This is a genomic window from Streptomyces sp. NBC_00483, assembly GCF_036013745.1.
Classification (GTDB): Bacteria; Actinomycetota; Actinomycetes; order Streptomycetales; family Streptomycetaceae; genus Streptomyces.
This window is the reverse complement of record NZ_CP107880.1, coordinates 3,872,891-3,886,651: the sequence shown is the minus strand read 5'-3', so window position 1 is coordinate 3,886,651 and position 13,761 is coordinate 3,872,891. Positions and strand designations below refer to the sequence as shown.

Sequence of the window (13,761 nt, the reverse complement as noted above, 5' to 3'; positions counted from 1 at the left end):
GGTGCGCGGACAAGGGCTCGGTGAGGGCGGCATACGCACGCCGCGCGGGCCACGCCGGGGGCTCGCGTCGGCGCTGTCCGTCCTGGTCGCCGCGGCCCTCCTGGTCCTCGGCGGGCCCACGGTCACCGGAGCCCAGGCCGCCTCGCTGTGCGGCGGACACCACGTCCGTACCCTGCGCTTCGAGACCGGCCGCACGGTCCTCTACAAGAACAACGGCTACGTCTGCGCCGTCACCTACGCCAAGCGCACCGGCGCCCGCCGCACCATGACCGTGAGTGTCCAGGCCCGCGGCAACCGGGCCGTCGTCGACAAGGGCCGCTACACCCGGCACGCGGGCCCCGTCACCGTGCACGCCGGACACCGCTGCGTCCGCGTGAAGGGCTCCGTGGGTACGAAGTCGGTGCGCACCGGCTGGATCCTGTGCTGAACCGGGGCCCCGGCCCGTGCGCGGCGGTGCCGGGCGGCAGGCCGAGGCGGCGCGCTCACACCGTGACCGCGCACCCCACCGGTTTGCTGCCGCCCAGGGTCACGTAGAGCGTGGTCGACGGCGGGCAGGCCGAGCGGGACAGCACGGCCTCGAGTACCCGGTACTGCGGGGCGCGCCCGCCCGTGCCGGCGCAGGCCGTCTCCCGGACCTGGCCCTTGCCCGCCGCCGTGAGGCAGTCGCCGACGATCGTGCGCGGGCCGCCACCGCCGCCCGGGTCGCCGGGGTGCGGGGGATCGAGGTTGCGCATGCAGGCGTAGCCGCGGTCGACGGACCCGTCGCCGTTCTCGTCCGCCGCGGGCCGGTTCTCGCTGATGTGCAGCACGAAGTCGGTGCGGGCCGGGCACGCGGACCTGGCCGGCGGCTCCCCGTCGTGCCGGTCGAGGACCCGGGCCACGGCCCGCTCGCTGCGGCACGGCACCTCGTTGAACGACGCGCGCCCGCGCGAACTGCACTCGCCGGCCGCGAGGAACACCGCCCCGTACCCGGAGGACGCGCGCGTGGACGGCCGGTCATCCGAAGAGCCCGGGGAGCCCTGGCATCCGGCGAGCGCGAACGCGAGCAGCGACACCGCGCACACCCACCCGACCAACCGCGCGAACATGGCATTCCCCCCGGTACACCCGTCCAGCGTGGCCCGTGGCGGCGGGCGCACGCCAGGTGTGCGGGGGGCTTTGCGCCAGTTGGGGGCGGGATACGCCGATCACGGCGTACGCCCCCTACGGACGGGTCAGTACGACAGTCCGTAGCCGATCGGGTAGAGGACCTGCGCCGGATCGTCGGCCTTCTGCACGGGCACCGGCAGCTTCCCGCGCGGCTCCGCCTTCCCGGTCAACACCCGTACGGCAGCCCGCAGTTCCACATCGATCCACGAGTACGCCGCCACGTGCGCGTCGGCGGCGGACAGCTGGGCGACGTCGTACGGATTGCGCATCGACAGCGTGACGACCGGCACCCCGGCCTTGGCCACCGCGTTCACCAGCGACTGCTGCGCGCTGCCCGCGGCGACGTTGTACGTGCCGATGACCACGGCGTCCTTGCCCTCCGCCGCCGCCACGGCCTGCGCGATCACCGCCTGGGTGGGTGCCGTGCCGGTCGCGAGCACCGTGGCGGTGAAGCCGAGTTCGGTGAGCGCCGCGCCGATCACGGTGGTCGGCGGGCCGTCGCTGAGGGAGGGGGAGGCGGGGTTCGCGCCCAGCACCAGCACGTTCTTGTGTGTACGACGGGACAGCGGCAGCAGCTTGCCTTTGTTGACCAGGAGCGTCGTCGTGCGCTCGGCGATCCGGTCGGCCGTGGCGAGGTGCGCGGGGGTGCCGACGGCGCGGTCGACGCCTGCCTGCGAGACGTAGGGATCCTTGAGAAGCCCCAGCTTCGACTTCAGACGCAGCACGCGCAGGATCGACTCGTCGAGCCGCGCCTCGGTCAGCTCGCCGCCCCGTACGGCCTCCAGCACCGCGTTCCAAGAGACCGACAGGTCCGGCGGGTTGAGCAGCTGGTCGACGCCCGCCTTCAGCGCGAGCACCGGGACCCGCTCGTCGCCGTACTTCGTCCGTACGCCCTCCATGCCGAGCGAGTCGGTCACCACGACGCCGTCGTAGCCGAGTTGCTCGCGCAGGATGCCGGTGAGGATGGGGCGGGAGAGCGTCGCCGGGTCCTCGGACGGATCGAGGGCGGGCACGACGATGTGGGCCGTCATGATCGAGTCGATGCCGGCCGCGATCGCCGCCTTGAACGGCGGCGCGTCCAGCTGCTCCCACTGCTCGCGGGTGTGGCTGATGTACGGGATCCCGGTGTGGCTGTCCGTCGCGGTGTCGCCGTGTCCGGGGAAGTGCTTGGCCGTCGAGGCGATGTGAGAGGACTGGTAGCCCTTGACCTGCGCGGCCACGAGCCCGGCGACGGCCTTCGGGTCCGCGCCGAAGGAGCGTACGCCGATGACGGGGTTGGCCGGGTTGACGTTGACGTCGGCGTCGGGTGCGTAGTCCTGCCGGATGCCGAGGGCGCGCAGCTCGGCGCCTGCGATCTGGCCTGCCTTGCGCGCGTCCTTCTGGGAGCCGCCCGCGCCGAACGCCATCGCGCCGGGGAGCAGAGTGGCGGGCTTGCCGACCCGGGCGACGATGCCGTGCTCCTGGTCGGTGGAGATCAACAGCGGTATTCGGGACGGCTGTTGGAGCCCGGCCTTCTGAATCCCGTTGCTCAGGTCGGCTATCTGGTGCGGGTCGCGCACGTTGTGCGCCCACGCGAAGTAGATGATGCCGCCGAGCTTGTACTTGTCGATGAGCTCGGCGGCGGTGCGGACGCCGATCTCCTCGAGGTTGGCGTCGATGTCGGCCTGGTCGGGAGCGGTGGCCGAGTGGCCGTACACCCGCATCACGAAGAGCTGGCCGACCTTCTCCTCCAGCGACATCTTGGAGATGAGCTTCTTGAGGGCCTGGTCGGACGCGGGGGCGCCCGCGGCGCGTGCGGTGGTGGCGCTGAGGCCGACCGCCGTGGCGCCGATGGTGGCGGCGGCGAGCACGGTACGTCTGGACAGTGGCACGATCGCTCCTTCCGGAGGAGGCGCGGACCCTGAAAACAACTTCCGCGCGCAACGAGTATCCGGAAAATTTCTGCCAGTCAAGAGCCCGCGCAGGCCCGGGAGTTGGCAGGTGATCGCCTCCGGGGAGGGGGCCGCCACCGGCACTATGGAGGGGGCGTACCGGTGACGGCGACGCTGCCGGCCGCAGGCGGCGGAGAGGGTTTGTCAGCGTTCGCAGCCAGCAGCGAGGCCGACACCGCACTGCGGTGACTCTCCGGCAGCGTGTCTCTCTGACGGAAGCATGATGGCCCGGGTTCCCGAAATTCGAGGATTCAGTGAAATAGGTGCGCAGGTGGTGAACGAGGCGGCCGTGGCTGGGTCGTCGTCAGGTCCCGTCCGGGGCCCTTCTGGCGGATCTTGCCGGAGCCCCGTGGCGTCGGACACGGGGGCCGCACCTGGGCTCCCGGCTACGCCGACTCGTTCAGCAACCGCGCCACGTGCTCCCGCCCCGCACCGAGAAGCTCCGGCAGGGGAGCCGCTGCCGGATACCACCGCGCCTCGTACTCCCAGCACAACCACCCGTCCCACCCCTCCCGGCTCAGCACCTCCACACACTCGGCCAACGGAAGCACCCCACCCCCCAGCGGCAGCGGAGTCGTGTCGTCGGGCCCCGCGATGTCCTTCACCTGTACGTATCCGAGGTACGGGGACAGCGCCGCGTACGAGGCCACTGGCTGCTCGCCGCCGAGCCACGTGTGCATCACGTCCCACAACGCCCCCACGTTCCGGTGGCCGACGGTGCCGAGGATGCGGGACGCGGCCGCCCCGGTCCGATGCGAGTCGTGCGTCTCCAGCAACACCCGCACACCCCGGTCCGCCGCATACTCCGCGGCGACGCCCAGACGCCGCGCCGCGGTGGCATCCGCCTCCTCGGGGCCCTGCTCATCACCCCCGCCCGGGAAGACGCGCACGTACCGGGCGCCCAGGTCCCGCGCGAGATCCACCAGGGCCCGTACGTCGTCGAGCACCGGCCCGTCCTCGCCCGGCGCCGCCACGCGCGCGTACCCGGCCACGCCGAGCACCTCCACCCCGGCACTCTTGAACCGGGAGGCGACATCGGCCCGTTGCTCCCGGTCGATCCCGGGATGCACCGGCTCTTCGGGATGGGCACGCAGTTCGACGCCGTGATAGCCGTGCGCGGTGGCGAGCGCGAGCACGTCGTCGAGGGGGAGACCAGGGACACCGAGGGTGGAGAACGCCAGCTTCATGGGCCGGACCCTACCCGTCAGTCCGCCGTCCTATGGAGGGTCAATTTCCAGTCCTGGCCGATCAGATCCGCGCCGAACGAGCGGTGCGGCTTCTCGCCGACGAGTACGAACCCGTGCCGCTGGTAGATCGAACGGGCCGACTTCAGCACGTCGTTGGTCCACAGCGTCATCTCCCGGTACCCGACGCCCCGCGCGAAGTCGATGCAGGCCCGCACCAGCCGGTCCCCGATGCCGAGCCCCCGCGCCTCCGGCTCGACGAGCAGGAGCCGGAGCCGCGCGGTGCCCGGAGCCTCGTCGCGTACGCACATCACGCAGCCCACGGGACGGCCGTCCAGCTCGGCGATCCACACCCGCTCCAGGTGCGGGTCGTGGTCCTCGGCGAAGTCGGCGACGATGCGCGCGACCAGGCCCTCGTAGTCCGCGTTCCAGCCGAACTCGGCGGCGTACAGCGCCCCGTTGCGCGCGACGATCCAGCCCAGGTCGCCGGGGCCCGGCTCGCGCAGCAGTACGTTCTCGGGGTGCGGGGCGGCGCGGCCGTCGCCGAGGATCTCGCGGACGGTGCGCAGCGCCTCGGACAGGCGGTCGCGGTCGGTGGCGGGGACGGAGTCGAGGAGCGCCCCGACTGTTTCCCGCGAGCGCTCGTCGAGCAGTTCGGCGGTGGTGCGGCCGCGCCCGGTGAGGGTGATGCGGCGGCGCCGCGAGTCCTTCTCCGACGATCCGCGCTCGACGAGCCCGTCCCGCTCGAACTTGCCCAGGATGCGGCTCAAGTAACCGGCGTCCAGGCTCAGTCGGACGCGCAGGTCGGCCGCGTCGACCTTCTCCGTGTGCGCCAGCTCGTACAGCACGCGGGACTCGGTGAGGGTGTACGGGGCGTACAGGTGGCGGCTGTAGTCGAGCGCGCCGATCACGTTCGTGTAGAAGCGGTTGAAGGACCGGATGTCCTGCACGGTCATGGGCCACCTCGCGGGTCAGATGGTTGACTCAGTCAGAGGTTCGGGGCGGTGCCCACCGTACGCCGGGGGTGGGGGCCCGTCCACGCGACGGACGCCGGGGCGCCCGTGAAAGCGTCCGCCCGGTCAAGTCCATGCATACGGCAGGTATAGCGCTTCAAGGGCGTCCCATGGGTTGGGAAAGCGCTCTCCGCACGTTGTTCCCGAGTTCATCGCGGGCCTCCTCCGCGCCACATCCGGCGCGCAGCACAGTGATCCAACGGCCCGTCGCACGCGGGCCGTTGGCATGCCCGGACCTTCCGGCACCTCACACCAGGGGACACTCATGGCCGAACTCACCCGACGTAGACTCCTCGGCTCCGCGGCCGGCGCCGTCGGTGGCGCCGCCGCCCTCTCGCTCCTGCCGCCCAGCGTCCAGAAGGCGGTGGCGGCGGGCCCGCCCCGCAAGGGATCGCTCCGGGACATCGAGCACGTCGTGATGCTCATGCAGGAGAACCGCTCCTTCGACCACTACTTCGGCACGCTCAAGGGCGTACGCGGCTTCAACGATCCCGAGGCGCAGAGGCTGGGCACCGGCCGCTCGGTCTTCTACCAGCCCGACGCCGAGAACCCGAAGGGCTACCTGCTCCCCTTCCACCTGGACACGCACACGTCCAGCGCCCAGGCCATCCCGTCCACGAGCCACGCCTGGTCGGTCCAGCACGAGGCGTGGAACAACGGCAAAATGGACCAGTGGCTCCCGGCCCACCGCAAGGCCGACGGCGCCAACGGCCCCTACGTGATGGGCTATTACACCCGAAAGGACATCCCCTTCCAATTCGCCCTCGCGGAGACCTTCACCATCTGCGACAACTACTTCTGCTCCGTCTTCGGCCCGACGTGGCCCAACCGCCTGTACTGGATGACGGGTTCGATCGACCCGTCCGGCACGCACGGCGGCCCGATCCTCAACAACACCGCGCCCACGCCCTACCGTTGGACGACCTACGCGGAGCGCCTCCAGGCGGCGGGCGTCAGCTGGAAGGTCTACCAGCAGGACGACGACTACGGCTGCAACATGCTGGAGCAGTTCGCTTCGTTCAAGAACGCGAAGCCAGGCTCTGACCTCTACGAACGCGGCATGCGCCCCCAGCCCGAGGGCACCTTCGAGGACGACGCCCGGGGCGACCGCCTCCCGGCGGTCAGCTGGATCATGCCGACGTCGTACGAGTCCGAGCACCCGGACTACCTGCCGGCGGCGGGAGCCGACTTCGTGGCCCGCAAAATAGAAGCGATAGCGTCGAACCCCAAGGTCTGGGCGAAGACCGCCTTCATCCTCAACTACGACGAGAACGACGGCCTGTTCGACCACGTGACCCCGCCCACGCCCCCGGCGGGCACGGCGGGCGAATTCATCCAGGGCCTCCCCATCGGCGGGGGCTTCCGCGTCCCCGCGATCATCGTCTCGCCCTGGACGGTGGGCGGCTGGGTGGCCTCGGAGTCCTTCGACCACACGTCGGCACTCCAGTTCCTGGAGAAGTTCACGGGCGTCTCGGAACCCAACATCACCGACTGGCGCCGCACCACCTTCGGCGACCTGACCTCAGCCTTCCGCTTCTCCCACGCCAAGCCGCACCCGCCGAAGCTCCCCACCAACACGGCGGATCAACTGGCCCAGGCCAAACAGGAAGTGTCCACCCTCCCGAAGCCGACGCTGCCGGGGGAGGACCAGTCCTTCCCGGAACAGGAGCGGGGGCGCAGGCCGCACGTGTAGGGCCTGCCACCGTGCTCAGGGCTGGGGGTGGTGCCGTGGGTCAGGGAGCCGTGAGCCCTGGGATGATCCGCGAATGACCCGTGTTCTCGCCCGTGCCGATCTGCTGAAGTTGCTCGAACCGCGTCGCTGTATCGAGGTGCTTGCGGCGGGGTTCCGGGCCACGGCGCACGGTGGGGCCGGGGGTGCGCGGCGGGTGGTTGCCGAGCTGCCGTTTCCCGGCACCGCCACGGCCCTCATTCCTGGAACGCTGCCCGGCGTCCCGGCCTACACGGTCAAGGTCAACGCCAAGTTCCCCGGTGCCGCGCCGGCCCTGCGCGGTGTCGTCTGCCTGCACGGCGGGGCCGATGGTGAACTGCTCGCCCTCATGGACTCGGCGACGGTGACCTCTTGGCGTACCGGGCTCGCCGCCGCGTTGGGTACGCACACGCTGGCACCGCCGGGTGCCCGTACGGTCGGTGTGGTCGGGGTGGGTGCGCAGGCCGAGCTGATGGTTCGCGGGCTGCGTGCGTTGCGGGACCCGGACGCCCTGGTGGTGCAGGACGTCGACGCGGACCGCGCCAGGGCGTTCGCGGCCCGGCACGGCGGGCGGGCGTTGCCGACGCCCGAGGCCGTCGCGGCGGAGGCCGACATCGTGCTGCTCGCCACGTGGTCCCGTACCCCGCTGCTGGACCTCGTGGACGCACGCCCGGCGCAGCACTTCACCACCCTCGGCGCGGACGAGCCGGGCAAGTTGGAGCTGTCACCGGGTCTGCTGCGTGCCGCTCGCCTGGTCGTGGACGACCGCGAACTTGCCGATGCGTCGGGAGTGTTGGGCTCCTTGCGGGCGGAGGGGGCGGGCGAGACGCCCCGTGTGCTCACCCTGGGCGAGGTCCTGACGGGCGCCGCCCGACTCCCGCACTCCGACGCCCCCACCGTCTACGCCCCGGTCGGCCTCCCGTGGCAGGACCTGGCGCTGGCCTGGGAGGCGTATCGAGTGGCGGAACGTGACGGGGTCGGCAGCGAGGTGGATCTGCTGGCCTGAAGCCGGCCAGGCCGAGGGTCCGCCGCGGGACGGACGTCAGTCCCTGGCTCCCGGCCACGCCGCCAGCGCGAACTCGGCCACCTGCGCGAGCTCGTCCGCGTCCGCGCCGTCCCGGGCGCGTTGGGACAGGCCCTGGACCACGGCGGCGAAGTACGAGGCGAGTGCGGGCGTGTCCGTGCCCTCCGGCAGTTCCCCGGCCGCCCGACCCTGGCGCAGGCGTTGCTCGAAGGAGGCGACCCCGGCGTTGCGGACGTCACGGAGGAACGCCGCGATCTCCGCGTCCTGCTCCGTCACGTTGGTCGCGGCGCTGTTGGCCAGGCAGCCCGCCGGGTGCGAGGGGTCCGCGTACGTACGTGCCGCCTCGCGCAGGATGCGGGCGAACGCTCCGTACGCCGTCGGCTCCTCGGCGAGCGCCACGCCGACGAAGGCGCCCACGGGGGACCGTCCGTAGACCTCGACGGCTTCCCTGAACAGCGACTTCTTGTCGCCGAACGCGGCATACAGGCTGGCCGGGCGGATGCCCATCGCCCCGGTCAGCTCGCCCACCGAGGTCGCCTCGTAGCCCCGCTCCCAGAACAGCCGGACGGCCACGGCCAGCGCCGCGTCCCGGTCGAACGTGCGGGGCCGCCCGCGGGGGCGGGTCTTTCCCTCGGTCGTGCCGTCAGTCGTTCCGCCGGTTGTTCCGCCAGTCATGGCGTCACTGTATCCCGGTTTCCCGGATATCTTGAGCGGCCATTCAAGAACGGTGCTAGGGTCCGAGTGGCTTGTTCTTGAGTCATCGTTCAATAAATGATGGTGATCGCGGACTGGGGGTATGGCACATGGTGGCGACGGATGAAGGGCACACTCTCGCCGGATGGGCGGGCTGCGCGGCTGCCGCGGTCGGGGTGGCTGTGACTGGTGTCGGAGTCATCGGGTGGCGTCCGGGGGTCTGGCTCGGTCCCGTGGTGCTGGCCGTGGCTGTGCTGCTCACCTGGGGGCTGCATCTCGCGGGGTGGGGCAAGCCGCCCGGGCCGCGGCGCCATGACCAACACCCCGTACGCGTAAGGGATTTGACCGCCCGGGAAGGTCACGTCGACTGTGTCGGGTGCCGGCTGGCCGGGCGGCGGCGGCAGCGGTCGGGCGTCGCCGCCCCTGCCCCCGCCCCGGTCAAGCGCTAGGACCTACGCCCGCGGCTTCCCCGTCGACCCCCGCACCACCAACTCCCCCCGCACCTCCACGATCCGCCCCTTCGGCGCCGCCTCCCGGCCCATCGCGATCCGGCCCGCCCGCGCCGCCGCCTCGGCGAGCGGGAGGTGGAACGTCGTCAGCGGAGGCGCCGCGTCGATGCTGAAGGGGAGGTCGTCGAAGCCGACCACCGAGACGTCCTCCGGGATGCGCAGGTCCGCCTCCCGCAGGGCCGCGCACGCGCCGAGCGCCACGCTGTCGTTCGCCGCCACCACGGCCGTCAACTCCGGCTCCCGGCGCAGCAGTTCGGCCGTCGCCTCGTAGCCCGACGTGCGATCGTACGAGCCGTGCGCCACAAGACCGTCCGACTCGCTCACACCGGCCGCGGCCAGCGCCTCGCGGTGGCCCTCGAGCCGGTGGCGGGTCGTCGTGCGCTCCTCGGGACCCGCGACGTAGCCGATCCGTCGGTGCCCGAGGGCCAGGAGGTGATCCGTCAACTCCCTTGCCCCGGACCGGTTGTCGAAGGTCAGCGCCACCGCGTCCGTGTCCGGCACCGGCGGACGGCCGCAGAGCACGACCCGCGTCCCGGCCTCCGCGAGGCGCCGCAACTTGGCGGCCACGGCCGCGACATGGGCCTCGTTCTCGATCGCCCCGCCCGTGAGCACGACCGCCGCCGCGCGCTGGCGCTGCAACAGGGTCAGATAGGTCAGCTCGCGCTCCGGCTCGCCGCCCGTGTTGCAGACCACCGCGAGCCGCTCGCCGCCCGCCCGGCCGCCGGGCCCGACGATCTCCGACTGCACCGCGGAGGCCATGATCCCGAAGAACGGGTCGGCGATGTCGTTGACCAGGACCCCGACCAGGTCGGAGGTGGCGGCGGCGAGGGCGCTCGCCGGCCCGTTGAGCACGTAGTCCAGATCGTCCACGGCCTTGAGCACCCGCTCGCGCGTGCTCGCGGCGACGGGGTAGTTCCCGTTCAGGACGCGCGAGACGGTGGCGGGGGACACCTGCGCGCGGGCGGCCACATCCGACAGGGTCACGGTCATCGAGTCTTCCTCCGTGAAGGGTCCCGGGTCCGCGGCGAAGCTCCCGAGACCCCGGTCTCGTATCCGCTCTTGTCCGAGCGGCAGTCCAGAGGCTAGCTTCTTCTTAGGTAGAAAGCGCTTGCTACGAAAGATTCCGCAGGCGCCACCTCGCGTATGCAGCAATACGCGGGGCACGAATGGCCGGTCGGCCGGAGGAAGGAACTCACGTGACACGCAAGACGGTGCGCATCGCCATGAACGGTGTGACGGGGCGCATGGGCTACCGCCAGCACCTCGTCCGCTCCATCCTCGCCCTCCGCGAGCAGGGCGGACTCGACCTCGGCGACGGCACGGTGCTGTGGCCCGAGCCGGTCCTCGTCGGGCGCCGCGAGCACGCCCTGAAGGCGATCGCCGAGGAGCACGGCCTCGACCCGGCCAATATCTCCACCGACGTGGACGCCGTCCTCGCCGACGACAGCATCGACATCTTCTTCGACGCCGCGATGACCTCGGGCCGCGAGGAGATCCTCAAGAAGGCGATCGCCGCCGGCAAGCACATCTACACCGAGAAGCCGACCGCCACAGGGCTTGAGGGCGCCATCGAGCTGGCCCGCCTGGCGCGCGAGGCGGGCGTGAAGTCCGGTGTCGTGCAGGACAAGTTGTTCCTGCCGGGCCTGCTCAAGCTGAAGCGGCTCATCGACGGCGGCTTCTTCGGCCGGATCCTGTCCGTGCGTGGCGAGTTCGGGTACTGGGTCTTCGAAGGTGACTGGCAGGAGGCCCAGCGGCCTTCCTGGAACTACCGCTCGGAGGACGGCGGCGGCATCGTCGTCGACATGTTCCCGCACTGGGAGTACGTGCTGCACGAGCTGTTCGGCCGCGTGACCTCCGTGAACGCGCTGGCCCAGACCCACATCCCCACCCGCTGGGACGAGAACGGCAAGCCCTACGACGCCACCGCCGACGACTCCGCGTACGGCATCTTCCAGATCGAGGGCGGCATCGTCGCGCAGATCAACTCGTCGTGGGACGTGCGCGTCAACCGTGACGAGCTGGTCGAGTTCCAGGTGGACGGTACGGAAGGGTCCGCTGTCGCCGGCCTGCGCAACTGCCGTGTGCAGCACCGCAGTTCAACGCCGAAGCCGGTCTGGAATCCGGATCTGCCCGCCACCTACTCCTTCCGCGACCAGTGGCAGGAAGTGCCGGACAACACCGAGTTCGACAATGGCTTCAAGGTCCAGTGGGAGCTGTTCCTCCAGCACGTCTACGCCGGCGCCGACTACCACTGGGACCTGCTCGCCGGTGCGCGCGGCGTGCAGATGGCCGAGCTGGGCCTGAAGTCGTCCGCCGAGGGCCGCCGCCTCGACGTTCCGGAGATCTCGCTGTGACCCTCCATCTCCCCAACGCTGCCGGTGAGTTGAAGGCCTACAAGCCGCGCGCCGAGCCCCTCACCTTCGACACGGGCGCCCCGCTCGCGTCCCGCGTCGTCTACTCGGCGGCGCACGTCGTCGCCGACCCGCTCGCCGACACCACGCCGGACTCCCCGGCCGCCGTCGACTGGGACGCCACCCTCGCCTTCCGCCGCCACCTGTGGTCGCACGGCCTCGGCGTCGCGGAGGCCATGGACACCGCGCAGCGCGGCATGGGCCTGGACTGGGCGGGCGCCGCCGAGCTGATCCGCCGCTCGTCGGCCGAGGCCAAGTCGGTCGGCGGGCGCATCGCGGTCGGCGTCGGCACCGACCAGATCGCGCCCGGCGCGTCCCTCAAGGACGTGCGCGCGGCGTACGAGGAGCAGCTCGCGGTCGCCGAGGAGGCGGGCGCCCAGGTCATCCTGATGGCCTCCCGCGCGCTCGCCGCCGCCGCGAACAGCCCGCAGGACTACGTCGACCTGTACGGCCACCTGCTCCGCCAGGCCACCGAACCCGTCATCCTGCACTGGCTCGGCCCGATGTTCGACCCGGCGCTGGAGGGCTACTGGGGCTCGTCCGACCTGGATGCCGCCACCGACACCTTCGTCGAGATCATCAAGGCGCACTCCGACAAGGTCGACGGCATCAAGGTCTCGCTGCTCGAAGCCCAGCGCGAGGTCGACATCCGCCGCCGCCTCCCGAACGGCGTGCGCTGCTACACCGGCGACGACTTCAACTACCCGGAGCTGATCGCCGGCGACGAGCGCGGTTTCTCGCACGCGCTGCTCGGCATCTTCGACCCGCTGGGCCCGCTCGCCGCGAAGGCGGTACGCACCCTCGACACGGGTGATGTGGCCGGATTCCGTCAACTCCTCGACCCGACCGTCGAGTTGTCGCGCCACCTGTTCCAGGCGCCGACCCGCTTCTACAAGACCGGCGTCGTCTTCCTCGCCTGGCTCTCCGGCCACCAGGACCACTTCACGATGGTCGGCGGCCTCCAGTCCGCGCGTTCGCTGCCGCACTTCGCGCGCGCCTACGAACTCGCCGACCAGCTGGGCCTGTTCCCGAAGCCGGAGCTCGCCGAGGCCCGGATGAAGAACCTGCTCGCCCTGTACGGAGTGACCTCATGAGCGGCACGACCTTTACCGCGGATTCCCGCTTCTCCATCAACCAGATGACCGTCAAGCAGCTCGGGCTTCCCGAACTGGTCGACGCCTGCCACGAGTTGGGTGTCCAGAACCTCGGTACGTGGCGTGCGCCCGTCCAGGAGTACGGCGTCGAGGCCGCGGCGAAGCTGCTGCGCGACGCCGGGCTCAACGTCACGACGCACTGCCGGGGCGGCTTCCTCACCGGCATCGACGAGACCGAGCGCAAGGCCGCGATCGAGGACAACAAGCGCGCCGTCGACGAGGCCGTCACCCTCGGCACGAACGTCCTGGTGCTGGTCTCGGGCGGCCTCCCGGCCGGTTCGTACGACCTGCCGGGCGCCCGCGAACGTATCGGTGACGCGCTCGTCGAACTCGCCCCGTACGCCGCCGAGCGCGGCGTTCAGCTCGCGATCGAGCCGCTGCACCCGATGTACGCGTCCGACCGCTGCGTCGTCTCGACGCTCGCGCAGGCCCTGGACATCGCCGAACGCTTCCCGGCGGAGCAGGTCGGCGTCTGCGTTGACACGTACCACATCTGGTGGGACGACCAGGCGCCCGCGCAGATCGCGCGGGCCGGGGCGCAGGGACGTATCGCGACGTTCCAACTCGCCGACTGGACCACGCCGTTGCCCGAGGGCGTCCTCAACGGGCGCGGGCAGATCGGAGACGGCGCGATCGACATGCGGTACTGGCGCGGTCTCGTCGAGGCGCAGGGGTACACGGGGCCCATCGAGGTCGAGCTGTTCAACGACGGTCTGTGGGCCCGCGACGGGCGCGAGGTGCTGGCCGAGACGGCTGAGCGGTTCACGGCACACGCCGTGTAGTTCGCGGCGCACGCCCTGTAAAAAGTTTTCTCCGCAACCACGTACAACCCTCTGCACCGCCCGAGTGTCGTACTGGGTGTCGGAACACCCAGGGGGGCGATCTGGGGGGATCGGGGTTCCGGCGCAGGAGGGGGAGAGCCCGAGGGGCCCGGTCCGCGGACCGGGCCCCTCGCAGGGTTTTCGGGGTGGGGCAGGCCTACTAG

The 13,761-nt window shown here is 71.3% G+C and carries 12 protein-coding genes; 6 read left to right on the top strand and 6 right to left on the bottom strand.

Going from position 1 to position 13,761, the window contains the following annotated elements:
* Position 1 precedes the first annotated feature (1 nt).
* On the top strand, positions 2-427 hold the full coding sequence (locus tag OHA73_RS17130; protein WP_267070363.1) for a hypothetical protein: 426 nt from the start codon (positions 2-4) through the stop codon (positions 425-427).
* Positions 428-482: 55 nt separating this feature from the next.
* Here the strand turns inward: OHA73_RS17130 and OHA73_RS17125 are convergent, their stop codons facing one another.
* The 4 genes from OHA73_RS17125 to OHA73_RS17110 all read right to left on the bottom strand — a co-directional run bounded on the left by OHA73_RS17125 (position 483) and on the right by OHA73_RS17110 (position 5,220).
* Positions 483-1,088 carry a hypothetical protein gene (locus tag OHA73_RS17125; protein WP_327655475.1) on the bottom strand — a complete coding sequence of 202 codons (606 nt, stop codon included), beginning with the start codon at positions 1,086-1,088 and terminating at the stop codon, positions 483-485.
* Positions 1,089-1,214: 126 nt separating this feature from the next.
* Positions 1,215-3,023 (bottom strand): glycoside hydrolase family 3 protein, encoded by a 1,809-nt coding sequence (locus OHA73_RS17120; RefSeq protein ID WP_327658476.1) that lies wholly within the window; start codon positions 3,021-3,023, stop codon positions 1,215-1,217.
* Positions 3,024-3,466: 443 nt separating this feature from the next.
* The gene (locus tag OHA73_RS17115; RefSeq protein ID WP_327655474.1) at positions 3,467-4,267 is read right to left on the bottom strand and encodes a sugar phosphate isomerase/epimerase family protein; all 801 of its coding nucleotides are present in this window, start codon (positions 4,265-4,267) and stop codon (positions 3,467-3,469) included.
* A gap of 17 nt (positions 4,268-4,284) precedes the next feature.
* Entirely contained in the window at positions 4,285-5,220 is a 936-nt protein-coding gene (locus OHA73_RS17110) for a bifunctional helix-turn-helix transcriptional regulator/GNAT family N-acetyltransferase (protein ID WP_266719377.1), read from the bottom strand.
* 322 nt (positions 5,221-5,542) lie between these two features.
* Between OHA73_RS17110 and OHA73_RS17105 the strand changes: the two genes are divergently transcribed.
* Together OHA73_RS17105 and OHA73_RS17100 are read left to right on the top strand one after the other, a co-directional pair.
* Positions 5,543-6,970 carry an alkaline phosphatase family protein gene (locus tag OHA73_RS17105; RefSeq protein WP_327655473.1) on the top strand — a complete coding sequence of 476 codons (1,428 nt, stop codon included), beginning with the start codon at positions 5,543-5,545 and terminating at the stop codon, positions 6,968-6,970.
* Between the two features lie 73 nt (positions 6,971-7,043).
* Entirely contained in the window at positions 7,044-7,991 is a 948-nt protein-coding gene (locus OHA73_RS17100; RefSeq protein ID WP_327655472.1) for an ornithine cyclodeaminase family protein, read from the top strand.
* A gap of 36 nt (positions 7,992-8,027) precedes the next feature.
* Here OHA73_RS17100 and OHA73_RS17095 read toward each other — a convergent pair whose 3' ends face one another.
* Together OHA73_RS17095 and OHA73_RS17090 are read right to left on the bottom strand one after the other, a co-directional pair.
* On the bottom strand, positions 8,028-8,684 hold the full coding sequence (locus OHA73_RS17095) for a TetR/AcrR family transcriptional regulator (RefSeq protein ID WP_327655471.1): 657 nt from the start codon (positions 8,682-8,684) through the stop codon (positions 8,028-8,030).
* Positions 8,685-9,154: 470 nt separating this feature from the next.
* A complete protein-coding gene (locus OHA73_RS17090) occupies positions 9,155-10,201 on the bottom strand; it encodes a LacI family DNA-binding transcriptional regulator (RefSeq protein WP_327655470.1) in 1,047 nt (348 codons plus the stop codon).
* Between the two features lie 206 nt (positions 10,202-10,407).
* On the opposite strand from OHA73_RS17090, the gene OHA73_RS17085 reads away from it, so the two are divergent.
* From OHA73_RS17085 to OHA73_RS17075, 3 genes are read left to right on the top strand one after another with little or no spacing between them, the layout of a single operon-like run.
* On the top strand, positions 10,408-11,565 hold the full coding sequence (locus tag OHA73_RS17085; protein ID WP_267070369.1) for a Gfo/Idh/MocA family protein: 1,158 nt from the start codon (positions 10,408-10,410) through the stop codon (positions 11,563-11,565).
* The gene (locus OHA73_RS17080) at positions 11,562-12,716 is read left to right on the top strand and encodes a dihydrodipicolinate synthase family protein (RefSeq protein WP_327655469.1); all 1,155 of its coding nucleotides are present in this window, start codon (positions 11,562-11,564) and stop codon (positions 12,714-12,716) included. Before OHA73_RS17085 ends, OHA73_RS17080 begins: the two co-directional genes overlap by 4 nt.
* On the top strand, positions 12,713-13,558 hold the full coding sequence (locus OHA73_RS17075; RefSeq protein ID WP_327655468.1) for a sugar phosphate isomerase/epimerase family protein: 846 nt from the start codon (positions 12,713-12,715) through the stop codon (positions 13,556-13,558). Before OHA73_RS17080 ends, OHA73_RS17075 begins: the two co-directional genes overlap by 4 nt.
* Positions 13,559-13,761: the final 203 nt, after the last annotated feature.